The sequence below is a fragment of the Parasediminibacterium schistidii genome (assembly GCF_046546515.1).
Lineage (GTDB): Bacteria > Bacteroidota > Bacteroidia > Chitinophagales > Chitinophagaceae > Parasediminibacterium.
Genome location: NZ_JBKHKJ010000022.1, coordinates 64,558 through 88,228, shown reverse-complemented (window position 1 = coordinate 88,228; position 23,671 = coordinate 64,558). Strand labels below are relative to the sequence as shown.

19 protein-coding genes are annotated in these 23,671 nt (G+C 40.3%); 9 read left to right on the top strand and 10 right to left on the bottom strand.

Features of this window, described 5'->3' with window-relative positions:
* The first annotated feature begins 333 nt into the window (after window positions 1-333).
* The gene (locus ACHFIY_RS13350; RefSeq protein ID WP_410846603.1) at window positions 334-1,212 is read left to right on the top strand and encodes an undecaprenyl-diphosphate phosphatase; all 879 of its coding nucleotides are present in this window, start codon (window positions 334-336) and stop codon (window positions 1,210-1,212) included.
* Window positions 1,213-1,271: 59 nt separating this feature from the next.
* Window positions 1,272-2,618 carry an MFS transporter gene (locus ACHFIY_RS13345; protein WP_410846602.1) on the top strand — a complete coding sequence of 449 codons (1,347 nt, stop codon included), beginning with the start codon at window positions 1,272-1,274 and terminating at the stop codon, window positions 2,616-2,618.
* On the opposite strand, the gene ACHFIY_RS13340 is transcribed toward ACHFIY_RS13345, so the two are convergent.
* Both ACHFIY_RS13340 and pdxA read right to left on the bottom strand, forming a co-directional pair.
* Window positions 2,615-3,484: an aldose 1-epimerase family protein gene (locus ACHFIY_RS13340; protein ID WP_410846601.1), complete on the bottom strand. Its 870-nt coding sequence runs from the start codon at window positions 3,482-3,484 to the stop codon at window positions 2,615-2,617. The genes ACHFIY_RS13345 and ACHFIY_RS13340 overlap by 4 nt on opposite strands.
* A gap of 251 nt (window positions 3,485-3,735) precedes the next feature.
* Window positions 3,736-4,824 carry a 4-hydroxythreonine-4-phosphate dehydrogenase PdxA gene (gene pdxA / locus ACHFIY_RS13335; protein WP_410846600.1) on the bottom strand — a complete coding sequence of 363 codons (1,089 nt, stop codon included), beginning with the start codon at window positions 4,822-4,824 and terminating at the stop codon, window positions 3,736-3,738.
* Window positions 4,825-5,068: 244 nt separating this feature from the next.
* Between pdxA and ACHFIY_RS13330 the strand changes: the two genes are divergently transcribed.
* From ACHFIY_RS13330 to dprA, 4 genes are all read left to right on the top strand, one after another.
* On the top strand, window positions 5,069-6,706 hold the full coding sequence (locus ACHFIY_RS13330) for a hypothetical protein (RefSeq protein WP_410846599.1): 1,638 nt from the start codon (window positions 5,069-5,071) through the stop codon (window positions 6,704-6,706).
* 44 nt (window positions 6,707-6,750) lie between these two features.
* Window positions 6,751-8,136 carry a DUF5723 family protein gene (locus ACHFIY_RS13325; protein WP_410846598.1) on the top strand — a complete coding sequence of 462 codons (1,386 nt, stop codon included), beginning with the start codon at window positions 6,751-6,753 and terminating at the stop codon, window positions 8,134-8,136.
* Window positions 8,137-8,358: 222 nt separating this feature from the next.
* Window positions 8,359-10,272: an OmpA family protein gene (locus tag ACHFIY_RS13320; RefSeq protein WP_410846597.1), complete on the top strand. Its 1,914-nt coding sequence runs from the start codon at window positions 8,359-8,361 to the stop codon at window positions 10,270-10,272.
* A 209-nt stretch (window positions 10,273-10,481) separates the two neighbouring features.
* The gene (gene dprA, locus ACHFIY_RS13315) at window positions 10,482-11,579 is read left to right on the top strand and encodes a DNA-processing protein DprA (protein ID WP_410846596.1); all 1,098 of its coding nucleotides are present in this window, start codon (window positions 10,482-10,484) and stop codon (window positions 11,577-11,579) included.
* A 16-nt stretch (window positions 11,580-11,595) separates the two neighbouring features.
* On the opposite strand, the gene ACHFIY_RS13310 is transcribed toward dprA, so the two are convergent.
* The 5 genes from ACHFIY_RS13310 to ACHFIY_RS13290 form a co-directional block, all read right to left on the bottom strand.
* Entirely contained in the window at window positions 11,596-12,183 is a 588-nt protein-coding gene (locus ACHFIY_RS13310; RefSeq protein ID WP_410846595.1) for a Uma2 family endonuclease, read from the bottom strand.
* 347 nt (window positions 12,184-12,530) lie between these two features.
* Window positions 12,531-12,764 carry a DUF2442 domain-containing protein gene (locus ACHFIY_RS13305; RefSeq protein ID WP_410846594.1) on the bottom strand — a complete coding sequence of 78 codons (234 nt, stop codon included), beginning with the start codon at window positions 12,762-12,764 and terminating at the stop codon, window positions 12,531-12,533.
* Window positions 12,765-12,874: 110 nt separating this feature from the next.
* Complete coding sequence (locus ACHFIY_RS13300) at window positions 12,875-12,988, bottom strand: DUF4160 domain-containing protein (RefSeq protein ID WP_410846604.1); 114 nt, start codon at window positions 12,986-12,988, stop codon at window positions 12,875-12,877.
* Between the two features lie 279 nt (window positions 12,989-13,267).
* Window positions 13,268-13,906 (bottom strand): peroxiredoxin, encoded by a 639-nt coding sequence (locus ACHFIY_RS13295; RefSeq protein WP_410846593.1) that lies wholly within the window; start codon window positions 13,904-13,906, stop codon window positions 13,268-13,270.
* A 90-nt stretch (window positions 13,907-13,996) separates the two neighbouring features.
* Window positions 13,997-15,160 carry an MFS transporter gene (locus tag ACHFIY_RS13290; RefSeq protein WP_410846592.1) on the bottom strand — a complete coding sequence of 388 codons (1,164 nt, stop codon included), beginning with the start codon at window positions 15,158-15,160 and terminating at the stop codon, window positions 13,997-13,999.
* A gap of 609 nt (window positions 15,161-15,769) precedes the next feature.
* Between ACHFIY_RS13290 and lepB the strand changes: the two genes are divergently transcribed.
* Genes lepB through ACHFIY_RS13275 form a run of 3 tightly spaced genes read left to right on the top strand, consistent with a single transcriptional unit; the run spans window position 15,770 to window position 18,702 of the window.
* Window positions 15,770-17,308 (top strand): signal peptidase I, encoded by a 1,539-nt coding sequence (gene lepB, locus ACHFIY_RS13285; RefSeq protein ID WP_410846591.1) that lies wholly within the window; start codon window positions 15,770-15,772, stop codon window positions 17,306-17,308.
* Window positions 17,309-17,329: 21 nt separating this feature from the next.
* Window positions 17,330-18,202: an Rpn family recombination-promoting nuclease/putative transposase gene (locus ACHFIY_RS13280; RefSeq protein ID WP_410846590.1), complete on the top strand. Its 873-nt coding sequence runs from the start codon at window positions 17,330-17,332 to the stop codon at window positions 18,200-18,202.
* A 14-nt stretch (window positions 18,203-18,216) separates the two neighbouring features.
* A complete protein-coding gene (locus tag ACHFIY_RS13275; RefSeq protein ID WP_410846589.1) occupies window positions 18,217-18,702 on the top strand; it encodes a cytidine deaminase in 486 nt (161 codons plus the stop codon).
* 533 nt (window positions 18,703-19,235) lie between these two features.
* On the opposite strand, the gene ACHFIY_RS13270 is transcribed toward ACHFIY_RS13275, so the two are convergent.
* The 3 genes from ACHFIY_RS13270 to ACHFIY_RS13260 form a co-directional block, all read right to left on the bottom strand.
* Entirely contained in the window at window positions 19,236-21,575 is a 2,340-nt protein-coding gene (locus ACHFIY_RS13270; RefSeq protein WP_410846588.1) for a heparinase II/III domain-containing protein, read from the bottom strand.
* Window positions 21,576-21,941: 366 nt separating this feature from the next.
* Entirely contained in the window at window positions 21,942-23,114 is a 1,173-nt protein-coding gene (locus tag ACHFIY_RS13265) for a T9SS type A sorting domain-containing protein (protein WP_410846587.1), read from the bottom strand.
* Between the two features lie 194 nt (window positions 23,115-23,308).
* Complete coding sequence (locus tag ACHFIY_RS13260; RefSeq protein ID WP_410846586.1) at window positions 23,309-23,581, bottom strand: hypothetical protein; 273 nt, start codon at window positions 23,579-23,581, stop codon at window positions 23,309-23,311.
* Between the last annotated feature and the right edge of the window lie 90 nt (window positions 23,582-23,671).

Sequence of the window (23,671 nt, the reverse complement as noted above, 5' to 3'; positions counted from 1 at the left end):
TATGAATTATGAATTTTTATGTAAGAACAGCAGCTAAATGATTTAAACCTCCTAATTCATAATTCATAATTTATAATTCCTTTAGTATAATTGCACCAATATTTAAACCCGGATTTTGCAGTTGAAATCTATTGCAAGACTCAACTACTTCAAACACAAGCATTTGCTTGATTTTTTGGCCTTGCCATAGTATACTATGTTTTCGACCAAAAATTCGGCTCAAATACTTGTATTTATTGCATTTGAGCCTTTCATAACGAAGTCAACTGCATAATCCGGGTTAAACCCTCTTTTTAATAAGCACTAAACACAAACACATTTTCTATGGAAGCTATGAGTAAGTTACAATCAATTATTATTGCCATTGTAGAAGGCTTGACGGAGTTTTTACCTATTTCTTCCACGGCACACATGAAAATTACCAATCCTTTGATTGGCGTAACCACCAATTCTTTTACAGATATGTTTGAAGTGGTGATACAACTTGCGGCTATCCTAAGCGTGGTAACCGTGTACTGGAAAAAGTTCCTTGATTTTAAGTCGGCTAAATTTTATATCAAGTTGCTTATTGCCGTTATCCCAGCATTGGTTTTTGGCGCATTACTAAAAAAACATATTGATGCTGCTTTGAACAACCTTGTATTTATTGCCTGCGTAATGATTGGCGGTGGCGTATTGCTTTTATTTATAGACAAGTTGTTTACCAAGCCCGAAATAAATGAGGATGAACAAGTCACTTACACAAAAGCATTTATTATCGGCTGCTTCCAGGTATTGTCTATTATTTTTCCTGGGCTTAGCCGAAGCGCAGCCACGATTGTAGGGGGCATGAGCCAAAAACTAACAAGGGGGCTTGCTGCTGAGTTTTCATTTTTTCTTGCTGTGCCTACCATGTTTGCCGCTTCTGCCAAAAGCTTTTTTGATGCGTGCAAAGACAATTATTTTGCGGTTAACAATATTCCAGCCGATATAGAAGAAACAATGAAGCCCCACCTTAGCGAGATACTCTCCAGCAAAAACCTGCATGATTTGTTTAGCCAGGACAAATTGATAATATTTGTCATGGGCTGTGTTATTGCATACATCATAGCACTATTGTCAATCAAGTTTTTTATAGGGTACTTGCAAAAGCATGGTTTCCGCATTTTTGGCTGGTACAGGATTGTTTTGGGCACGGTTGTATTGTTTTTGATTTACAAGAAAGTGATTTAGGGGAATTAATAATTAATAATTCCTAGTTCTTAATTAATAATTCCTAATTCCTAATTAATGTGAAAACTGCTTCCAAAAAAGTAATTAATGGCTGGGCAATGTACGACTGGGCAAATAGTGCCTATAACCTAGTGATTACCTCTACTATTTTCCCGGCTTACTACGATGCCATTACTTCTACAAAAGATGCTACTGGCAATGTTATTTCCCACAAAGTCATGTTTCTGGGAAAGGAATTTGAAAGTGCTTCTTTGTACAACTATGCCATTGCTTTTGCTTATTTATTAATAGCCATTTTATCGCCTATTTTGTCTTCAATTGCCGATTACAGAGGCAATAAAAAGTCTTTCATGCAGTTTTTTTGCTACTTGGGTAGCCTGGCTTGCTGCGCATTGTACTGGTTTAAAAGCGACACGCTCACATTAGGTATAGCCTGTGCCATTATTGCCGCAGTGGGCTATTGCGGCAGCCTTGTATTTTACAATGCGTACCTACCGGAAATAGCAGCCGATGAAGACCAAGACAATGTGAGTGCCAAAGGCTTTGCTTATGGGTATATAGGCAGCGTGCTACTGCAAATAATATGTTTTGTATTTGTACTGAAACCAGAGTTGTTCGGCATAGTGGATGGCAGCTTTGCACCAAGGCTGTCTTTTCTATTGGTAGGGCTTTGGTGGATGGGTTTTGCACAAATTACGTTTGCTACGCTGCCGAAACCCCTAGCCCAACAACCCCTAACTCCACCCCCATCCCCTGAAGGGAGGCAAGGAGAAACAAGAGGCCTATGGGCGGGCTTTGTGGAACTAAAAAAAGTATGGCGGCAGGCAGGGCATTTGCCCACCTTGAAAAAATACTTGGTTGCTTTCTTTTGTTACAGCATGGGCGTGCAAACCGTGATGCTGGCAGCTACTTTGTTTGGTAGCCAAGTACTGCAAATGAAAACAGATGCTTTGATTATTTGCATTTTAATAATACAAATTGTGGCTATAGGCGGTGCTTATTTAATGGCCAAGCTATCTGACATATTTGGCAATTTTAAGGTATTGGCTTTCGTGGTAATGATATGGGTAGGCATTTGCATTGCTGCTTATTTTGTAACCACTAGCACACAGTTTTATGTAATTGCTGGTATTGTTGGATTGGTAATGGGCGGCATACAATCGCTTAGCCGGTCAACCTACGCCAAGATAATGCCTACCGACACGCCAGACACCGCATCTTTTTTTAGCTTTTACGATGTAACCGAAAAGGTAGCTATTGTTATTGGCATGTTTAGCTTTGGGCTGGTGCAGCAGCTTACTGGCAGTATGCGCAATTCTATCCTTGTCTTGATTGTGTTTTTTATGGCAGGGGTGGTAATGCTGCTGCTTATTTTAAAGCAGCAGCGGGCAGTAAGCAAGGCTTAAAAAAGCGTTACCGTCCATGTGCCATCAAAGCTAGTATTGGCAGCCAACGCCATTATCCCTTCTTTTTCTTGCAAAATCCCTGTTGTTGCTTTTGTGTCGCCAAGACCATACCATGGCTCTATACATACAAAGTCTGCATCTTTGGCAGCCCAAATACCCATGTAGGGAAAGCCGGGATAGCTTACCGTAAGCCCATGATCATGCTGGTGGCTAAGGATAGAAATGCTGGTTGATTTTAAGTCTTTAAATATCAGGGCATCTTTATAGAACATTTCTTTTGTAAGGGGCAGTTTATTTGTATTTTTTAAATAAGGCACTGGTAATGTTTCTATTAAGCCATCGCTGGCAATAGGGTAAACGCCCGCATTTTCTACCTCGTTGAAAGCAAGGTAGTATTGTGCAAAATCACCGCCTTCTACCAACGGCACATTAAAGGCTGGGTGCGCCCCCACGGAAAAATACATTGTACTGCTGCCAGTATTTTCTACTAGGTATGTTACTTGAAGTGTATTCTCTAAAAGTGCGTATGTAACAGAGAACTTAAAGTGGAACGGGTATAGCTTCAAAGTGTTTTCGGAAGAAGCTAAAACAAAAGTAATGCTGCTATCTGTTTGGGGGCCTACTTCAAATTCCGTTTCACGCGCAAACCCATGTCGGTTCAGGTGGTAAGTAGTACCGTCAAATTGATAGCTGTTGTCTTGTAAACCACCTACAACTGGGAAAAGCGCAGGGCTTTTTTTAGGCCAAAATTTGGGGTTTGCATCCCACAAGTATTCTAGCCCCGTCTTGGTATTTACAATGCTTTGCAGTTCTGCGCCCATGGAGGCAATAGAAACGACCAAAGTGCCATTATTTATAGTGTACATAAATTATGTTTATTCTAAATTTTGTTAGGAATATTTTTTTCCACAAGGTTCACAAAGGATAAGAAACACAAGGTGATAAAAATGTAAGCACACAAAGAATTTGCAAAGTCGCCTGAGTTACTGGATGGCTTTGTGCTTCTTTGCCCCTCTAGGGGGTTTGAGGCAAGTATAACGTACTCCCTGGTGTATTTTACTTAGTGTACTTTGTTTAAATTCTTTGTGGTGTTTATGGTTTATTTTTTTGCCGAATCCTACGCTTCTTCCAGCCTTTCGTCAACGCTATTGGCTATCAAGCGGGCACTTCTTCTTTTCAGTGGGTTTTGCCTGGCTTCGGCATACCCATTCCTACGGTTAACAATATCAATGGCTTCAAATGTGGCTGCTAAAAAAGAGTCCGCATCTGCTTTGTCTTTTCCGGCAATGTCAAATGCAGTGCCATGGTCTGGGCTAGTGCGCACAACGGGTAGCCCTGCGGTAAAGTTAACCCCTTCGCCAAATGCCAATGATTTAAAAGGGATTAAGCCTTGGTCGTGGTACATGGCTAAAATACCATCAAATTTTTCATGTTGCCCTCTTGCAAAAAAAGCGTCGGCACTATAAGGGCCAAAAGCAAGCATACTATACTTGGCATCTTTTATGGCAAATTTTATAATTGTTTCTTCTTCAGTACCTATCAGCCCCTCATCGCCTGCATGTGGGTTTAGCCCTAAAACAGCTATTTTAGGCTTGTCAATGCCAAAATCTTTTTGCAGGCTTTGGTGCATTATTTTAATCTTACTCAGTATGTTTTCCTTGGTAATATGCTTGGCAATCTCAGAAACTGGCACATGCTCCGTTACCAAGCCCACACGCATATTCTCCGCTACCATAAACATTAGCACATCATTTACATTAAATGCCTCTTTCAGGTAAGGCGTATGCCCACTGTGCTTAAAGTTTTCTGATTGTATATTTTTTTTATGGATGGGTGCCGTTACCAATGCTTGTATATGCCCGTCTTTCAAGGCGGCAACAGCTTGTTCTAGCGATATTAGGGCGTATTTGCCGCCTGTTTCGTTTAATTGCCCAGGCTGTATGGCCACTTCTTCTTCCCAGCAGTTAAAAACATTTACTTGCTTATGGTTTAGCTTGTTGAATTCTTTGGTACTATGGTAGCTAAAATTGATAGCAGGGAGCGTTTTCCTATAAAAATTGATGCTTTTGTTGCTGGCAAACACAAGTGGTATGCAAATGTCTAATATGCGGTTATCGCTAAGGGCTTTAATTATCAATTCAAGGCCAATACCGTTTATGTCCCCACAGGTAAAGCCAATAATTGGTTTATGCGAATCGTTGTTCATGATATTACAAAAAATTAGGCAGAAAAAAACGAAAATATGAAATATAAATAGATGAACTGTTATTAACTGTTATTCTATCATCTTTAAACTTTTTTTAATGGTATTTTTAGTTTTGTATATTCTTTTCTACACAATAAGATTCTTTAAAAAGTATTAAAATAATATTAAACCAAAAAAAAAGTTAAAAGAGGGGCTTATAATCGGTGTATATGCCTTATGTTCGTACCAAAATCAAACAACTATTATGAAGCACACAACAAAACCGAAGGCACTATTGTTTTATGTTGCGTTTTTTCTTTTTACAGCACTAGTGTCTTGTACGAAAGAAAAGTATGACTTTGGTAAATTTGCATCCAACCAATGGGACCCAGAATTTGCAGTGGCTATTGTAAATGGCAGCATGAAAATTACTGACTTTAACCTCACCGCCAGCAATGGATTTGTGCAAACCAACAGCGACAGCTCTATGAGCATTGTAGTAAATGGCCACCTCAGTACTTTTAAAACAAGCGACTTTATTCCTAGCTTTACTTCTGCTGGAGATGTAACTAGTCGCAGCCTTTCGCCGGATGAAAAGGCTGCATATAATCTAATACCTGTAGGAGTCAAGGATTCTTTTAGATTGGTTGCACCTCAAACTGTGAACCTTGCAGCCCAGAGTGCCTCGCAAATGGATATTGATTCCATCAAGCTAAAAACAGGGATAGTTTCTATTACCATCCAGAACCAATTTAACAATGCCTGCCTGTTGTACATCAAATTCCCAACCGTTAAAAATATTCCAACTACTTTGGTCAATATCCCGGCAAATGGGTCTGTAACAAAAGACATAGATGTGTCTAAACAGATGCTTGATTTAACCAATGGCGGCACCACCACCAATACGCTGGGCATTGTAGATAGCATCATCCTTGTAAAAGCTTCCCCTGATAATGGGAATGGGAAGTTGGTTTTTTCAGGGGTTATGAAAAATCCACAATTAGATGTGTTGTATGGTGATGTACACCAGCAAGACTTTTTTAATACACAATCTAAGGATATATCTTTAGATATATTCAAATCCCCTCAGCCAACAGGCACGCTGCGGTTGAATAATGCAAGTATCAAATTACTTTGCAGCAGTTCTTTTGGGGTGCCTTTAAGCTTTACCATCACATCAGTAAAAGGAGCCAATGGCACCAACCCACCTTTCTTTTTAAATGCTGCTGGAATAGCCCCTTTTGTTATTCCAGGGGGGTATAATACCACCGTTTTTAACTCGCTCACATTAGATAAAGACAATCCACCAACCAATGGACAACTTTTGAATTTGCCCGATTTCCTAAGCAAGTTCCCTACCACATTTTATCCGCAATTCATTGCACTGTCAAATCCTGGGCCCAAGAATGTGCATAATAAGAATATTATCCATGATACAAGCAGTGGCAATGTTGATGCGCTAATAACCATACCGCTCGATTTTACAGTATCAAACTTTGCTATAAAAGACACTTTCGATTATAAATTTACCAATATAGACAATATTAAGTCTATTATTATTAGGACATGGTTCAACAATGGCTTTCCAATAAGCGTGAGGGGTAGCTTGGTATTTACAGACAAATCTTTCAATAAGATATTTGCTTTCGATACCACACAACTAAAAATTGCTCCGGGCATTACAGACCCTGTATCAGGCAAAGTTATTGCCAAAACCCCAAATTTGCTGGATTTCCCACTTGATAGCACCGTAATACCGAATCTTAGTAAAGTAGCGAAAGTGATATTTACAGGATCAATATCTTCCCCTTCAGATAATAAAGGGGGTAACTTAAATTCTAAGATTTATTCTTTTGAAGGTATAGATATTAAGATAGGCGCTAGGGCAAAACTGAAAATTTAATTATAAGTACCAAACATTGTTAAACGTATTAATAACTATACAGCATGAACTTACTTAAAAAAATAATTATATCGATAGGGGTACTTGTGATAGCTACAACAAGCTATGCGCAAGAAGTGCTTACGTTGTACAACATGAAATCTTTGCCACAGGCAATGTATCAAAACCCGGGCAAAATGCCGCAAACGAAAATAAATATCAGTTTGCCTGTCATTTCTTCCACGTCTGTGGGCTATACCAACAATGGGTTTACACTGAGCGATTTAATAGAGAAAAGAGGGCCAAATGACTCACTTTATTTAACGGCAGACAATATGTTGTCTAAATTGAAAGATACAAAAAACTTACTTGCCACCAGCGTTGCAACAGATATATTTGGGGTAGGGTTTAGGGTAAAGCAAAATTATTATTCATTTAGCGCACGGGTAAAATCTGACATAGCACTTTCCTATTCAAAAGACATGATGGTATTTTTGCTAAAAGGCAATACTGCTTTTTTAGGCAAGGAAGCAAATTTTGAATTGAAAGCAAATTCTTCTACCTACATGGAATATGGATTGGGCTTTACTCATTTGACTAAAGACGAAAAATTGAGTTATGGCGTTAAAGTAAAACTATTGTCGGGCATAGCAAACGTAAATACAGAACGTGCGCATATTTCAGTATCTACTGATTCTTTGGACTACGGCATGAAAACTACACCCGATATATTAATCAATTCTTCATTAATTGACACCGGCTCTATAGCCAACGATGCAGTTAGCAAAAATATTTTTGGACCAAACAAAGGATTTGGCATAGACCTAGGTGCAGAATATAAAATAAACGACAAGTTTACTGTATCAGCAAGTGTTATAGACTTAGGCTTCATTAATTGGAGCGGTAATGTTAGCAATTACAGAAGTAATCCAAATAATCCTAGCTTTACTTTCACGGGTTATGACTTAAAAAGTTTTTTTAATGGTTCTGATTTACAGCCGCACTTAGATTCTATAAGCGACAGCTTAAAGAACACATTCTATCCATTAAAATCTACCAATAGTTACAGTACCAAGCTAAATACTAAATTATTTGCTGGTGTTACCTATCAAATAACCAACGACCTTACTGCAGGCTTGCTATTATATGGAAAGTTTGTAAATGACAATTTTTATTCAGGCTTGGCTATTTCTTTAAACGAAGCCGTTGGCAAATGGCTAAATGTTTCTGGCAGTTGCAGCATTGCCAATGGCACAAGCAACTTTGGTTTAGGGGCTTCATTAAATTTATTACCAGTGCAGATATATGCTATCAGCGACAATATATTTGCCCTTGGGCAGGTGGACCATACGCACAATACCAATGCGCATGTCGGTATTAACTTATCTTTTGGCAGGATAAAAAAAGGAGATAAAATGAAGAAAGACGCAGGTGTTTTGGATACAAAATAAATAGTGTTTCTTCTTTTTTGCCACAAAGGCACGAAGACTCAAAGCAGCACAAAGAAGAAAAGGAAAAGAATCGTTTCTCTTTCTTTTTTTCTTAAACCTTAGTGCTTCTTTGAGCCTTCGAGGCTTCGTGGTAAATTTCTTAAAATTACACCTTAGTAGTAACATTTATTTTTAACAAGTTGCAGCCACTTTTTTACCGAACTTGCTTTCATAAATGGATGTATGCGGGCATGCTTAACTATTTTGTTGGCTATAATAACAGTAATTGCAAAAGCACAAACCTATCAGCCAGCCAAGGTTTTGCCAAAAGCAATGGCTTTTTATGGCAAGGCAATGGGCAAATTAGCAGACGAAGCATATACCGAGGCCATCCCGTTGCTAGAAAAAGCCATTTCGTTAGACAATAATTATGTAGATGCTTATCTTTCACTTGCTGGTGTGCAGGGACAACTGAAAAATTACACCCTCGCCGTTCAATATTACGAGCTGGCAAAAGCAAAAGACACCGTTTATTTTAAACCTTACAACTTACCCTATTCCATCAACCTTGCAGGATTGGGCAGATTCGACAGTGCTTTGGCGGCAGTAAATTCTTATTTATCAATACCCAACCTAGACCCTATTACACAAAAAAGTGGTGAGTACCGTAAAAAATGCTACAGTTTTGCTATTAACTACCAGCAAAAGCACCAATATCCTAGCTATATTTTCAATCCGATTAACTTAGGCGACAGTATTAATTCGCCCCAGTCAGAATATTTGCCTTCGCTTAGCGTAGATGACAGCTTACTTGTTTTTACCCGCAGGGGCGAAAAGGGTGGCGAATATTTTTATAGCAGTAATATGCAAGGTGCAAAGCAGTTTACCGCTGCAAAGCAAATACCTGGCGATTTGAACCAGGAAATATTTAAAGGGGCTATTACAGTTTCGGCAGATGGTGAATGGATGATTTTTGCGGGCAATATAGATGGCAAAACGCATGGGGATTATGATTTGTACATTTGTTACTACACCCCTACTGGTTGGAGCGACCCCGAAAATTTGGGCGAGAATATCAATAGCCCTTTTTGGGACAGTAGCCCTACCCTTAGCCCAGACAAGCGAGCTTTGTATTTCAGTAGCAAACGCCCCGGAGGCTTTGGCGGCTCCGATTTGTATGTAAGCTACAGGGATGCAAGGGGCAAATGGGGCGAAGCAATCAACATGGGGGCGGCCATCAATACAAGGGGCGACGAACAAGCCCCTTTTATACATGCCGATAATCAGACATTGTATTTTACTTCCAATGGCTTGCCCGGCTATGGCGGCAGCGATTTGTTTGTCATCAGGCGTGGGCCCGCAAACGACTGGAGCGAGCCTGAAAATTTAGGCTACCCCATCAATACCATAGAAAACGAAGGCAGCATGGCCGTGGCTCCCAACGGCATTGATGCCTACTATGCCAGCGACCGCGGCGATAGCAAGGGTGGGTTAGACTTATACCAGTTTGAATTGAGGCCAGGCATAAGGCCTAGCAAAACAGTGTATGTAAAAGGCTTTGTGTACGATAGCAAAACAAAAAAAGGGCTACCCAGCAACGTGGAACTGATTGACAACAGCACAGGAAAGCCATTGATGCTGGTGCAAACAGACGAGACTGGCTATTATTTTACCACCCTGCCAACAGGTAGCGATTTTACTTTTAATGTAAACAGGCATGGGTATTTGTTTTACAGCAAGCAATACAGCCTGCACGACAAAGCCGCCGACAGCACTTACCGGGAAAATATTTACTTGCAGCCAATTGAGCTAAATGCTGCAATAGTGCTGAAAAATGTGCAGTTTGAAAACAAAGACTACCAGCTAAAAGAAGCCAGCAAAATAGAACTAAGCAAGGTAGTGCAACTACTAAAAGATAACCCAACCATACATATAGCCATATACGGCTATACAGACAATGTGGGCAAGCCAGAGGATAACTTGCTGCTTTCTGAAAAAAGGTCAAAAACGGTGGTAGATTATTTTATTGTACAAGGTATTGATGGCACCCGTTTACAGCATAAAGGTTTTGGAGCTGCAAAGCCAATTGCAGATAATGGCACAGAAGCTGGCAGGGCATTGAACAGAAGGACGGAGTTGGTGGTAGTAGGGATGTAGTGATAACGCATTTTGGCTTTGCCCCTCGCCTTTGTTCTTGCTCCCTCTCCCTTTGGAGAGGGCTGGGGTGAGGTCGGTGTTGGGGTGAGGTTTAACCATTAAGTGCAAAAAATATCCTGGCATATAGATTAAGAACTAATGATAAAATATTTAGCTAGATTTAGTTTTTTTGCTAACTATACTAAAACTTTTTTTACCTTCCCACCCAAATGGAAAACGACATATTATACCAAATAGCCCTAACACAGATAAACGGTATTGGGGTAGTGCAGGCAAAGCTATTGCTAGAGCATTTTGGCAATGCCGCCACCATATTTACAGCCCCTAGAAAAACTTTGGGTGCAGTAGAAGGCATTGGCGAAATAAGGGCCAACGCCATAAAAAACTTTACCGATTTTAAAGCAATAGAAGAAGAAATTAATTTTTGTGGCAAGCACCATATAGAAATTTTATTTTTAACAGATGCCAAATACCCAAAACGGTTACTCCACTGCTACGATGCGCCCACTGTTTTGTATTACCGTGGTACAGCAAATTTAAATACCGCCCGAACGGTAAGCATTATTGGCACAAGGCTAAATACCGACTATGGCAAGCAGGTAACAGAGCAATTGGTGCATGGATTGAAAGACCAGCAAGCATTGATTGTGAGCGGCATGGCATTTGGCATAGATGCAATTGCGCACAAAGCAGCTGTGCAGCAAGGGCTATCAACCGTAGGCGTATTGGCACATGGGCTAGATACTATTTATCCCGCCCAGCACAAAGGCCTGGCAAAAGACATGCTGCTGAACGGCGGCTTGCTCACAGAGTTCCCAAGGCTGACCAAGCCAGACAAACACAATTTTCCTAGGCGGAACAGGATTGTTGCCGGAATGGCCGATGCAACCGTGGTAGTAGAAACAGCAGCCAAAGGCGGCAGCATGATAACGGCTGAACTTGCCTATAATTATAACAGGGATTTATTTGCCGTGCCAGGCAAAATAACAGACAGCAAAAGCACAGGCTGCCTGAAACTGATACAGCAAAACAAAGCGGCTATTTATACCGATGTTGCCCAGCTAATGGAAACCATGGGATGGCACCAGAAAAAAACAACCCCCAAAAAGCAACGTGAATTGTTTATAGACCTAAGCGAAGACGAAAAAACAATTGTAGCCATCCTGCAAACGAAAGAAACAGTGCATATAGATGAACTTTACCACCAGTCTGGCCTTAGCAGCAGCAGCGTAGCATCTGCCATGCTGACCTTGGAATTGCAAAATGTTATCGTTAGTTTGCCAGGTAAAATGTATAGGATGATGTAAGGAGGAAGCCTTGCTATCACGCAAACATATCATCCGAATCAATAGTAAACCCTTCAAAAATGCCCACAGGTATTTCATCGCCTTTGGTATAAGTATTACGCAGTACAAATTTATTGTCCAACAAGTCATAAGCCTGCACTTGAAAATAGTCTGGGAAAACAATCCAATATTCCTTCACGCCATTTTCTTCATACAAAGAAAACTTATCCTTCATTTCCTTTTTGGTATTGCCCCGGCTAAGTATTTCTATCACCCAGTCAGGTGCGCCGATACAGCCTTTTTCATCCAGTTTAGAAGTATCGCAAATAACGCAGAGGTCGGGCTGCACCACCGAAACAATAGATTTGTTTGTTGCTTTTTTTCTTTTGTTTGTTAGCCGCACATCAAATGGGGCCATATATATTTTACATTTTTTATTTTTCAAAAAAGCACCAATCTGCCAAGATAATTTAAAAGAAATATCTTGGTGAAACCGAAGCGGTGCAGGGCTCATCCTGCTAATCCAACCTTTAATCAACTCTACCCTGTCTTCAAACTTCCAGGTAAGGTAATCGGCATAAGTGTATTGGCGGCTGAAATCAAGTTGGTCAATATTTGTAATCATGCTGCAACTTTTAAATGTTGCTGTAAATATATCAATATTTGGGAATGGAGGAAGTGACAGGTTTTTGTAGCGGGGAATTACTATTTCCACTGTTAGCTGCTTCACATAATTGGCAGTGCTTCCTTCTGTTTTACTTTATAGGTAAAAAAACCTTCAAGGTAGGGTGTTCAGAATCTAGGGAGTGTTTTCGTACGGTTTTCAGCTACTCTACGCATAAGTACATTTACTGTTTAGTAGTCCAGCTGCAATATTCTTTGTGTTCTTTAAGTGAAACGTTTTACCTAAAAGAGAGCATCCTTTGTGTTTCTTTGCGAAAAACTTTGTGCCCTTTGTGGTTAAACCTTCGCTTAAAACTGTACGAAAATGTTTATGCCTATTCTGAACAGCCTACCTTCAAGGCTTAGGTCTTCGTTTAGTTCTTCCCAATGCACGCCATAATGGCCAATCCTGAAACGGTGCCTTTGCTCAGGCGTAGCATTCAATAAGCTAGGGAACCAAGCAAGTGGGTTGCCAATGGTATGGCCCACATCCGTCCTGAAGTATATGTTTTCATCGTTGAACCAAACTTTTGTAATACGCATACTCTTATGTTTAATCTTGCTTAAAAAATCCTTTCCACCTTTTTACGATAAGGTCTGTATTTTCTTCTATGATGCTTTATGCAAGGCGTATATCTTTTCTTTTCAAGTCATCATTGCTTATCTAATGCCACTTCGGGGCTAACATTAAATTTAGGTTCCCAATCGCTGTTTTCAACATGTACATGAATTGGTAAATGCTCGTTGGCAAAGAAAATGAATCTCATCCCAAACATCCTAAACAACTCTGGCATTTTTCCTTTTTTAATATGCTAAAGGTACTTTTTTTACCATTGACAGCAAAGATTATTTAGTTTTTTATAAGTCAATCTCCTACTAATCAAATATGCCCTTTTCCTTCGTGCCCCTTTCTAGCATTAGTGCCTTCTTGGTATAACGCTTAAAATGTGCAAAAAATAAGGGTGGCAAAAATTGCCGCCCTCACATATATTCACTCACAGGAAAAATAACTTAAAACCTAAAACTCAAAACTTAAAACAAATCCCTTAGTCTTTATTAGGCTGTGGAGTATAACGCAAGTATGGTTTTACCACTTTCACTCCCTTAGGGAATTTTGCAATAGCATCTTCTGTTTTAATAGTAGGTACTACTATCACGTCTTCACCTTCTTTCCAGTCGGCTGGTGTAGCAACGCTGTAATTAGCAGTTAGTTGCAAACTGTCAACAACACGCAAAACCTCTGTAAAATTCCTACCGGTAGAAGCTGGGTAAGTAATAAACAATTTTACTTTCTTGTCTGGACCAATGATAAACAAAGAACGTACGGTAAACTTCTCAGAAGCATTCGGGTGGATCATGTCGTACAAAGTAGCCACTGTCCTGTCTTCATCCGCGATAATAGGAAAACCAACCGTAACGCTTTGTGTTTCGTTAATATCATTAATCCAGCCAGTGTGGTTTGCTACGCTGTCCACGCTTAGTGCCAGTACTTTCACGCCGCGTTTGGCAAATTCTTCTTGCAGCAAGGCGGTTTTGCCTAGTTCTGTTGTGCAAACAGGCGTGTAATCGGCAGGATGGGAAAATAAAATACCCCAGCCATTGCCTAGGTACTCATGAAAATCAATATCGCCAAGGGAGGTTTTGGCTTGGAAGTTAGGTGCAATATCACCAAGACGTAAGCTCATAATTTATATAATTTAGGAAGCAAATATAATAGTATCCTATTAAATAGGTAGGATGTATTTTTTGTTAAATCGGGAATTGATAGACTCATTCTACCTAACCACCCTGCTAACCAACCCAAACATCCCAACAGCAGCAAGCACGCCGATAGAGAACGACCATTGCAAATTAGCTGCTTCGGCTATATAGCCAATAATAGGCGGTCCCAGCAAAAAACCAAAATAGCTTACGGTAGAAACGGATGCAATAGAAATGCCTGCCGACTTGCCAGATGTGCGGCCTGCCAAAGCCATAATCAATGGCACAATACAGGAAATACCCAGCCCCACGCCCACAAAGCCAATGGTAACCGTAACAAGATAGGGAAAGAAAATAGCAATAGACAACCCCACCCCAATAAAAGCACTGCAAATTTGAAGTACTTTTTTAATGCCAATATTGTTCACCATCCAGTCGCCAGAAAAGCGACCCACTGCAGCAGCGCACATAAAAGCTACATAGCCCGTGGTGATTAAATATTTAGGCGCATGTACTACTTTCTGGAAATAAATACCGCTCCAGTCAAACATGATGCCCTCGCAGGCCATGCAGCCAAACGCAATTAGGCTAAGTTTTAGCAATGCTTTGTCGGGGAAGTAAAACAAAGGGGGCTTTTGCCCTTCTACCTTGCGGGCATCATGCCGAACGGTATGTTTAAAAAAGCCGCCCATTACGGCCAAGCAAAGCAAACCCACTATTGCAAAATGGGTGGCAGGCACAATGTCTTTCCCAATCATCCAGCCGCCCAATGCCGCACCGGCAAAACCCGAAACGCTCCATATACCATGGAAAGTGGTAATGATAGACCTGGAATACAACCCTTGCACGCCCACAGACTGTGCATTTACAGATATATTCATCAGGTTTCTAGCAGAGCCAAATAAAAACAATACAATGCCCAGTTGCCAGCTATTGTTTACCAATCCCAATAAAAAAAGTAAAATATTATAAGAAATGCTACCTAGCAGCAATACATAACGGCTGCTGTACCTACTTAACAAAAAGCCTGTAAGCGGCAGCGTGCAAATTAACCCCAAAGGCGTGGCAAAAAGCGCTGTGCCTAGCTCGGCATCGTTCAGGTGCAGTTTTTGCTGCAATGTTGGTATGCGGGAGGCAAAACTGGCAAAACCAAAACCAGATACAAAAAAGAATGCCGCAACAGCTATGCGTATTTGCTTAGGTGTTGATGGTGGGGAAGAAGATACAGTTGTAATCATAATTAGATAGACAAAAATAAGAATAGATAGGTATGCCTGTACCGAAAATCCGATGTGCTACACCCATAGCTGGTATATTACGCCCCTTCGGGGCTTCTGTTGCTTATTTGCCCTGCAACTTGGGAGCATCTGCTATTTTTTTTTGAGCTGCTAATAGTGACACTACCATTGCTTAAAACCCCAAATGGAGTTAAACCCGGATTTTGCAGTTGACTTCGTTATGAAAGGCTCAAATGCAATAAAGACAAGTATTTGAGCCGAATTTTTGGTCGAAAACATAGTGTACTATGGCAAGGCCAAAAAATCAAGCAAATGCTTGTGTTTGAAGTAAGTGGGGCTTGCAATAGATTTCAACTGCAAAATCCGGGTTAAACAAAAGTAGCCATGTGTGCAATCCGTGGTAAACAATAGCACCCAAGGATAACCCTAAAAGGTAAAAGACAACGGTCTATAATTTATAATTCATAACTCCCCCCCTTTCTTTGCAATAGTTTAACAGGCATACAGTAATATTAAAAGCCATAACAGCACTAACCTTGTAGTTCTAAAAACAAAAGCAAGGCTATGATAGCCGATACCTTTATTTTTGCCACACTTTAAAAAAATACTATGGGTTTATTCTTATTCATTATTGGCATTATTGGTTGGCATGCAGGTATATATGGCATGTTTAAAAAAGTGGGCATAAACCCCATACTGGCATTGGTTCCTTTTTATAATACTTGGTTAATTGTAGAAAAATGCAATATTAAAAAAGCGTGGTTCTGGTTTCAGTTAGTGCCTATTGCAGGCCAATTTATTACTATATGGATTACCATCATATTTACAATGCACTTCAAACGGTTTAGCTTGCTGGACCATACGTTGGTTGCATTCCTCCCTTTTTTATATTTCCCCTATATTGGTTTTAATAAAGAAGATAAATGGCATGGGCAAAAAGCCTTTGAGGCTTATAAAAAATCGCCCAGCCGGGAATGGATAGATGCGGGAGTTTTTGCAGTAGTGGCTGCTACTATTATCAGGACATTTGTTTTTGAGGCTTATGTAATACCCACGGGCAGCATGGAGCGTACCTTGCTCATCAACGATTTTCTATTTGTGAGCAAAATGAGCTATGGCCCGCGCATCCCCATTACGCCTATATCTTTCCCTTTTGTGCACAATACCATGCCTGGCTCTATTACCACGCCTTCGTATATCAAAGAAGTACAATTGCCTTACAAGCGCTTGCCAGGTTTTGTAGAAGTGAAACGAAACGATGTAGTGGTGTTCAATTTCCCTGCTGGCGATACCATTATCAACCTGCCAGATTTTGGCAGCAAACAGCCTTACTACGATGTGTTGCGTGTTGCTTACAACGGCAATAGGGAGGCACTAATGGCCGCATACCCTATTTTGGTACACCCTTACGACAAAACAGATAATTACATAAAACGCTGCGTAGCAGTTGGCGGCGATGTTTTGCAGGTAAAAAAAGGCATTTTATATATCAACAACCAATTGGGTTACAAACCTGCAAATGCTCAAACAGATTATTTGCTAAAACTTAAAACTCCTTTTACCACAGAATTTTTAGAAAAAGATTTAGGTATAAAAATATCTATTTCAGAAGACAGGAATGTAAGGATAAACAAGGAAAATGACGACTATGAGGAAGATACCATGAATGGCCTTAATTGTATGCTGAACCTAACACTTGAAAATTATGAAAAAGTAAAAGCATTACCCAATGTAGTATCTATTGAGCCAAGGCTTAGCGAAAGTACAGACATCAATATGTTCCCAAATGACTCTATCAACAACAAATGGGCGTTGGACAATTATGGGCCTATCACCATCCCTAAAAAAGGGGATGCTATTGCACTTACGCCACAAAATATTGCTTTGTATAGGAGGTTGATTACAAACTATGAGCAAAACACATTGGAAGAAGTCAATGGCAAATACATCATTAATGGTAAAGAAGCAACTACCTATACCCCAAAATACAATTACTATTGGATGATGGGCGACAACCGCCACCGTAGCCAAGACAGCCGATACTGGGGTTTTGTGCCAGAAACACATATTGTAGGCAAGGCATCGCTGATATGGTTTAGCTGGAATGATGGTCCTCGTTGGGGAAGATTATTTAACTTTATAAAATAAACCTCTATTAATTTTTCAGATATGGCAGATACTTTAGTCCGCTTCGACTGGGCCATTAAAAGGCTGCTTAGGAACAAAGTAAACTTTGTTATTCTTGAAGGCTTCCTATCCGAGCTTTTAAAGGAAGATGTACTTATACAGGAGGTTTTGGAAAGCGAAACCAACCGCCTTTCGCCCGAAGACAAGCAAAACAGGGTAGATATATTGGTTAAAAACAGTAAAGAAGAGTTGATAATTATAGAGGTGCAGCAAAACCATGAAAGTGATTATTTCCATAGGATGGTATATGCAGCATCTAAATTGGTAACAGAACAAATGTACTCGGGTTACAAGTATGGCGAAATAAAGCATGTAATCTCTATCAATATCCTTTATTTCGATCTCGGGCAGGGTAAAGATTACATATATAAAGGCCAGACACAATTTACAGGTTTGCATTCCGGGGGCTTATTGCAGTTGTCTGAAGCCCAAAAAAAGATTTACTTTAAGGAACAGGCATACCAAATATTCCCTGAGTATTACATTATCAAAGTCAATAATTTTAATGATGTTGCTAAAGACAGCCTAGACGAATGGATATATTTCCTGAAAAATAGCGATATAAAAGATGGGTTTAAAGCAAAGGGCATACTTGACGCAAAGGAAGGATTAAAATTACTTAAGCTAACAAAGGAAGAAAGGATGGAATATGAAGGTTTTCTAAATGTAAGGAGAATCAGGGAAAATGAAATTGAAACAGCCCAATACTTAGGGATAGAAATTGGCGGCAAACAAACAAAAAATGCCATTGCAAGCAAAATGATAGCTAATGGTTATGCAAACAAAGAAATTGTTGAGCTTACTGGCCTTAGCGTGGAAGAAATGATAAAGTTGAGGGCATTTAAATTGGACTAAATAAATAATACAACATGAAAATAGAAAAATACAGTTTTGAATACGAGGAATACGAATCGATAGACGAGCTTACGCCAAGCGATGCTTTGCTGGTAGAAGAAGCCCGCAAAGCAACTAAGTTGGCCTATGCCCCATATTCCCAGTTTCAGGTGGGTGCTTATGCCGAATTGGCCAGTGGCGAGTTTGTGGTGGGCAGCAACCAGGAAAATGCAAGTTACCCTGTGGGCATCTGTGCCGAAAGGGTATTGATGGCATCTGCTGCACAGCTATACCCCAACCAAGGGGTTAGGAACATGGCCATCAGCTACCATAACCTAAATGGAAAAAGCAACCGCCCACTAAGCCCTTGCGGCATGTGCAGGCAGGCATTGCAGGAATTTGAAAGCCGCCACAACCAGCCCATCCGCATATTGCTGAGCGGCATGGAAGGCAAAGTATTTATACTAAAACAAGCAACTATGTTGCTGCCTTTGAGTTTTAAAGGGGATGATATGAAGTAGATGTCTAAATAAATTTTAGTTAAGGGCTGCTTTTGTAAAGGCAGCCTTTTTTGTGGGTAATACATGGTATTATTTGATTTATCGGCTGGTGTACCATCAAGCAATTACTCAATATTTTTTCAAAATACTAATAATTTTAGTTTTATATTTGCACTTTCTTTGATGTAAAGGATGGTGGCAAAAAACCAATATTGTACCAAACACAATATCATTGTTCTTTTTTTACTAATAGTAAAATAGTATTTTTTGCCAAAAAATGGGGTTGTATTTATGCTCAAAAAATGTGCAGAAATACGCACAAAACACTCATAAAATACGCATAAATCACTCAAAAAGAAAGCACAAATCACGCATAAAACACGCAAAAAAAATTGAAAATAGTGTTGATAATCAATGGTTTACAATAAAGCACACAATTTTTGAAAAACAAAAGCAAAAAAAATGGTGGCAAATAGGCAAAAACTAAAACTATATTAATAAAAAGGCCAGCTTAAAAATAAGCCAGGCCTTTGTTTATCAAGCAGGCAAAATGTTTAATACGGTTGCCCTTCGGCAAAATCCCTGGCAGAGTTGTCTATCCTTATGCCCAGCATATTTTGCTGGTAAATGAAGGTTGATGGCTGATGGTTTAGTATAAATGAAGCAGGCTTTTGAGGGGCATAAAAACTGGCATTTATCAATGGCTGGCCTTGCAGCACTATGTCTAATGCAGTGCCTTTTTTACGCGCTATCATGTATAGTTTAGACAAGGAATTGAACACTGTTTGCCCATCCTTGCGTATGTAGCTGCCATAGGCCATGAAATAGTCAGATACATCGGCAGGCGCAGCATCTTTCATCCCTTGCGGGTAGGTAATGCCCAATAGGTAAGCATCTGTTTCCCAGCCATTGAAACTATTGATGCTGTTTAGGTGCATTATATGCCCATCTGCCAGCAGGTTCAGGTACAGTTCCATTACTTTCCCATCCTGTGTTATACGCACGCCATTCATGGTTTCGTTGTGCAGGCGTTCTATTACAGGCAGGTTTTTGTCGTTCACAGAATCTTTAAGTATGATGGCGGTGATGAACTTGGTTTGCCTTACTTCCTGCGGGTAATTGATGGAATAATATATTTCAGTTAGGTTCTTTTCGTCCCTTGCCTTGGGGGCAATTACTTCTTCTAGCTTCATTTTTTCAGGGAAATCATGGTCGTACCCTGTTTGCACAAGTGTCTCGGGGAATAATGGCCGCACCAATACGGCTGCATTGTTTTTTACAATACTAATATCGCCACCTACTTTTTTAGCCGTACCACCGGGGTGCAGCAACCATTGAAACTTGCCTGTTTCGTGCGCTTTTACATCGTCTATTACCAATATCACTTTGCCCAGCCAAAGGAAATGGCGGAAATTGCGGGAGAAATAGGCCGAGGTAGGCCCCACCCCATTTGCCAGTATATATTTCATGTCCCCTGCATCCATCAATTCGGTGAGTTGCCCTCTTAATGGCGAGCCGTTGTATTCCTGTTCTTTTGGCTGTGCCTTGCCGTTGAACAGCATTACGTTGTGAGCCTCGCTTTGGCAAAAATATTGCGAGTACTCCTTAGTGCCATACGAGCTATTGCCTGCATCTTTAATGATGTCCTCCCCCTTGTGGAAGAGGATAAAGGAGTTGGCATCGGCATGTGAGTGGTTCCAAGTATAGCCACTTTTCACGCCCAGCATGGTGGCATCTTTTTCCCAAGAATTGCGCATCATGCCCCAGTCCATATCGGCAAACAAAGCCGATGTTGGCATATCTGGTACTTTGGGGGCTTTGCTCATGTCTGGCATGTAAACAATGCCTATTGGCGTGTTGGTAAACAAGCCTTCCCTATGCTGCCCGTTTTCTACTTGGTTTAGGTACCATAGGTTGTTGTTGCTTTGGTAGCCCAATGCCTGTAGCAATTTCACTGGTCGCTCCACGGCAGTGGTAATATGGTGGTCTCCAAAATCAAGGGAGTAAATTTGCCCAGTACGGGGATAAGATACTTGTAAAAAATAATCTGCCATCTTTTTCAGCACGGGTGGCTCAGATTGTTTTTTCCCGGGGAATGTGTTGGCATAAGCCAACTTGAAAAACAAGTATTCTGACATGCCAAAAGCAGCATAGTTCACGCTTTCGTACATTCCGCCACTCCTGTCCATGGTGCGGGGCTTAAATTGCAGCTCATCCCCCGTAAATCTCATCCACTCTTCCGATCCTTTTGACACAGCCTCTACCCAGCCCGATGCTGCTTCATTGTCATTTAAAACAGCCATTGCTGCCAACCCCGCCATATCCACACAGGAACTCCACCAATTATGCCCCATGGAATTTAGCGTATGAATGCGCGTGCCCGGCAAAACCCAATCGTTCAGTGCAGGTAGTATGCCATTATGCACAACACCATCTACTATTGTTTTCCTTTCTTCTTTTGTCAGGTAATCGTAAATGGCATCGTATCCTATGGCCACAGTCCAGCAGTTAGATGCAGTAACTAAATCCGAATTCCAAGCAGGTGAACGATTCATCATTTCCTCATTGCTCCAAGTGGGTTTGCTGCATAGCTTTATCAAAATATCTTTTACCTTATCCGCATACTTTTTATCGTTGGTCATCAGGTAGGCCAAGGAAAGCCAGTCGATTTTTGCTTTCGCATCCCCTTTTATTAATAACCCATCCGCTTCTTTGATGATTGAAGCCCAGTTATTACTGATAGACGTATCTGTTTGAATACGCTGTTTTAGAATAGCTAATTTGTTAGGAGTAAAAAATAAATAAGGATGGTTTAGCGAAGTGTTCTTCTGTGCATTCGCCACAAGGGCAACTAAAATGGCCATCCATACGGCAAGTAAATTCTTAGATTTCATGAGCAACAAAGCGTTTTATGATACAAATGTATATATCTGGGTTGATACTATTGTAAAGAACAAACGTTTAAGCAAATGTTTTTATCTATACTTTTTTTACAAAGCATTGCAGAAAATTAACACTCGATAAAATTGGCAGTACAATATGCCTGAAGTATATTAAGGCCACCGCCACTAAACTATCTTCAACATATATCTACGAAGAAAAGAGGGCTACGCCCCAAGCATTTGCAAACACTTAAAGAACGGGGGCGTTAGCTCCAAAATCTTCGTAAAAAACAACCAGGTTTTGCAATGAAAGCATTACGCCTTTAATCATTGCAAAACCTGGGTTTGAAAATAGTCTTAGTATTAATGTAACTAGCCTTATTCCTTTACAAACTGTGCTACTTGTTTCGCTTCTTTACTGATGGTAGCAATAAAATAAGTACCCTTCGTTAGCTTGTGAACGTCTATATTAGTTTGATTGGTACCTGATAGTATATTAGCTAACATTAAAATTTTACCCTCTTCGTTTGAAATTGTAATTTTAGCCCCTGCCAGATATGCCCCATGTTTTATAGTAATTGTATTGATTGCAGGATTAGGGAATAAACTTATGACCTTCAACGAAGCGTTGCCATTTACAAGCACTACTGGGCTATACCGATAGCTTCCATTATTGTCTATCATTTTAAGGCGGTAATAAGCAACCCCTTTCACATTAGCATCTGCATATTGATAATTGCTTTGCCCAGCCGCATTTGTAGCAGGCACAATAGCCAACGATTGATAACTTTTAGTGTCTATGCTTTTTTCTACTTCGTAACATTTTACGTTTACTTCGTTTGATGTTTCCCACCATAAACTTGCATTGCCGTTTACCAAGCCGCCATTAAACGATTGCAACAATAATGGTAAACCAACCGCTGCACCCTCTACGGATATGTTATCGTATCTGTCATTCCCTTTTGTGTTGGCTGCATCAAAGTTTAGCTGCACCTGAAACTTAGGGTTATTGTTTACGCCCACAATTTTAGAAAAATCCAAGGTAACTAATTCCGTAGGCAACGCTACGGCATCAATCAAATAAGTGCCTTTGTCAACTGTTGGGGCAGTAGTGCCAACGGTAATAATCAAGCCTGCCGAATCCCACTTTACGCCATCAGTGGTATAAGTAACGGTATTAAATGCAGACCCACTTGTGCTTCTATACACGCCATATTTAACCACGATATTATTGTAGCCAGTAGTAGGCAACGACATGGTAAATGGTCCATAGGTGGCACGCAAACGCAACGCATTCTGCAAGCCTAGCCAATTGGCAACAGGTATCCTTTGGTTCACAGTATCACCCGTAACCCCATCTGTATAAGCTCCCGCATAGTTTAAAGAAGCCCCGCCAATACTGTAATTTGGTTTTAAGATTACCGACTGCGCAGTATCGTAAGGCGCAGAGCTATTGACCACCCCATTAAAATTCCAATAGTGCAAGAGGGTTGTTTGGGCAGAAACGGTGTAACATGCAATAACGAGTAAAATGGTAGAAATTTTCTTCATGTTTATTAATTTGTAGATTGTTTATATTGCTAATTAAATGATTGTGCTGTTTAAATTGATTATAAACACTTGCTCTAAAAACTTATATGCTGCTTATTTTATAACCAATCTTTTTCATTATAATATAAGAAACTGCTTGAGCTAGTTAAAAACTAGGCTCAAACAGTTTCTTAATAGGCTGAAAATGTTGCTTATTATTGAAAACCAAGAATAACCCTACTCTTACTCTTTGTGAAGGTGGAAAAGCCATAAGCTACCCCTGCTGCAAGCAGGGCAATACTCATGTCCCTGTCAAGGGGCACAACTGGCCCATCTGGGATTCCTTGGTCGCCACCGCCGCCTCCTCCAGGGCCACCTGGGGTATCTGCTGGCGTTTGTGCATTTACCGCCAAGCTTACGCTTATAAGCAATGCTAAGCCTACACAAATCCTGCCTATGCGCTTTAACACTTTTATATTTTGTTGCATAATTGCTTTTTTTTTAACCCCTCCGCCCCTAACGAGAACTTTGAACTCCGATTAAAGACTGAGAGGTTTGTTGCTTAAAATTGTTTTAGT

Excerpts from the sequence above, each read along its gene's own strand:
- ACHFIY_RS13280 (WP_410846590.1), top strand. The coding sequence starts at position 17,330 with ATGGCAGATACTTTAGTCCGCTTCGACTGGGCCATTAAAAGGCTGCTT.
- ACHFIY_RS13295 (WP_410846593.1), bottom strand. The coding sequence starts at position 13,906 with ATGAGCTTACGTCTTGGTGATATTGCACCTAACTTCCAAGCCAAAACC.
- ACHFIY_RS13325 (WP_410846598.1), top strand. The coding sequence starts at position 6,751 with ATGAACTTACTTAAAAAAATAATTATATCGATAGGGGTACTTGTGATA.
- ACHFIY_RS13265 (WP_410846587.1), bottom strand. The coding sequence starts at position 23,114 with ATGAAGAAAATTTCTACCATTTTACTCGTTATTGCATGTTACACCGTT.
- ACHFIY_RS13350 (WP_410846603.1), top strand. The coding sequence starts at position 334 with ATGAGTAAGTTACAATCAATTATTATTGCCATTGTAGAAGGCTTGACG.
- ACHFIY_RS13330 (WP_410846599.1), top strand. The coding sequence starts at position 5,069 with ATGAAGCACACAACAAAACCGAAGGCACTATTGTTTTATGTTGCGTTT.
- ACHFIY_RS13300 (WP_410846604.1), bottom strand. The coding sequence starts at position 12,988 with ATGAGATTCATTTTCTTTGCCAACGAGCATTTACCAATTCATGTACAT.
- ACHFIY_RS13270 (WP_410846588.1), bottom strand. The coding sequence starts at position 21,575 with ATGAAATCTAAGAATTTACTTGCCGTATGGATGGCCATTTTAGTTGCC.
- dprA (WP_410846596.1), top strand. The coding sequence starts at position 10,482 with ATGGAAAACGACATATTATACCAAATAGCCCTAACACAGATAAACGGT.
- pdxA (WP_410846600.1), bottom strand. The coding sequence starts at position 4,824 with ATGAACAACGATTCGCATAAACCAATTATTGGCTTTACCTGTGGGGAC.
- ACHFIY_RS13305 (WP_410846594.1), bottom strand. The coding sequence starts at position 12,764 with ATGCGTATTACAAAAGTTTGGTTCAACGATGAAAACATATACTTCAGG.
- ACHFIY_RS13260 (WP_410846586.1), bottom strand. The coding sequence starts at position 23,581 with ATGCAACAAAATATAAAAGTGTTAAAGCGCATAGGCAGGATTTGTGTA.
- lepB (WP_410846591.1), top strand. The coding sequence starts at position 15,770 with ATGGGTTTATTCTTATTCATTATTGGCATTATTGGTTGGCATGCAGGT.
- ACHFIY_RS13310 (WP_410846595.1), bottom strand. The coding sequence starts at position 12,183 with ATGATTACAAATATTGACCAACTTGATTTCAGCCGCCAATACACTTAT.
- ACHFIY_RS13290 (WP_410846592.1), bottom strand. The coding sequence starts at position 15,160 with ATGATTACAACTGTATCTTCTTCCCCACCATCAACACCTAAGCAAATA.
- ACHFIY_RS13275 (WP_410846589.1), top strand. The coding sequence starts at position 18,217 with ATGAAAATAGAAAAATACAGTTTTGAATACGAGGAATACGAATCGATA.
- ACHFIY_RS13320 (WP_410846597.1), top strand. The coding sequence starts at position 8,359 with ATGCGGGCATGCTTAACTATTTTGTTGGCTATAATAACAGTAATTGCA.
- ACHFIY_RS13340 (WP_410846601.1), bottom strand. The coding sequence starts at position 3,484 with ATGTACACTATAAATAATGGCACTTTGGTCGTTTCTATTGCCTCCATG.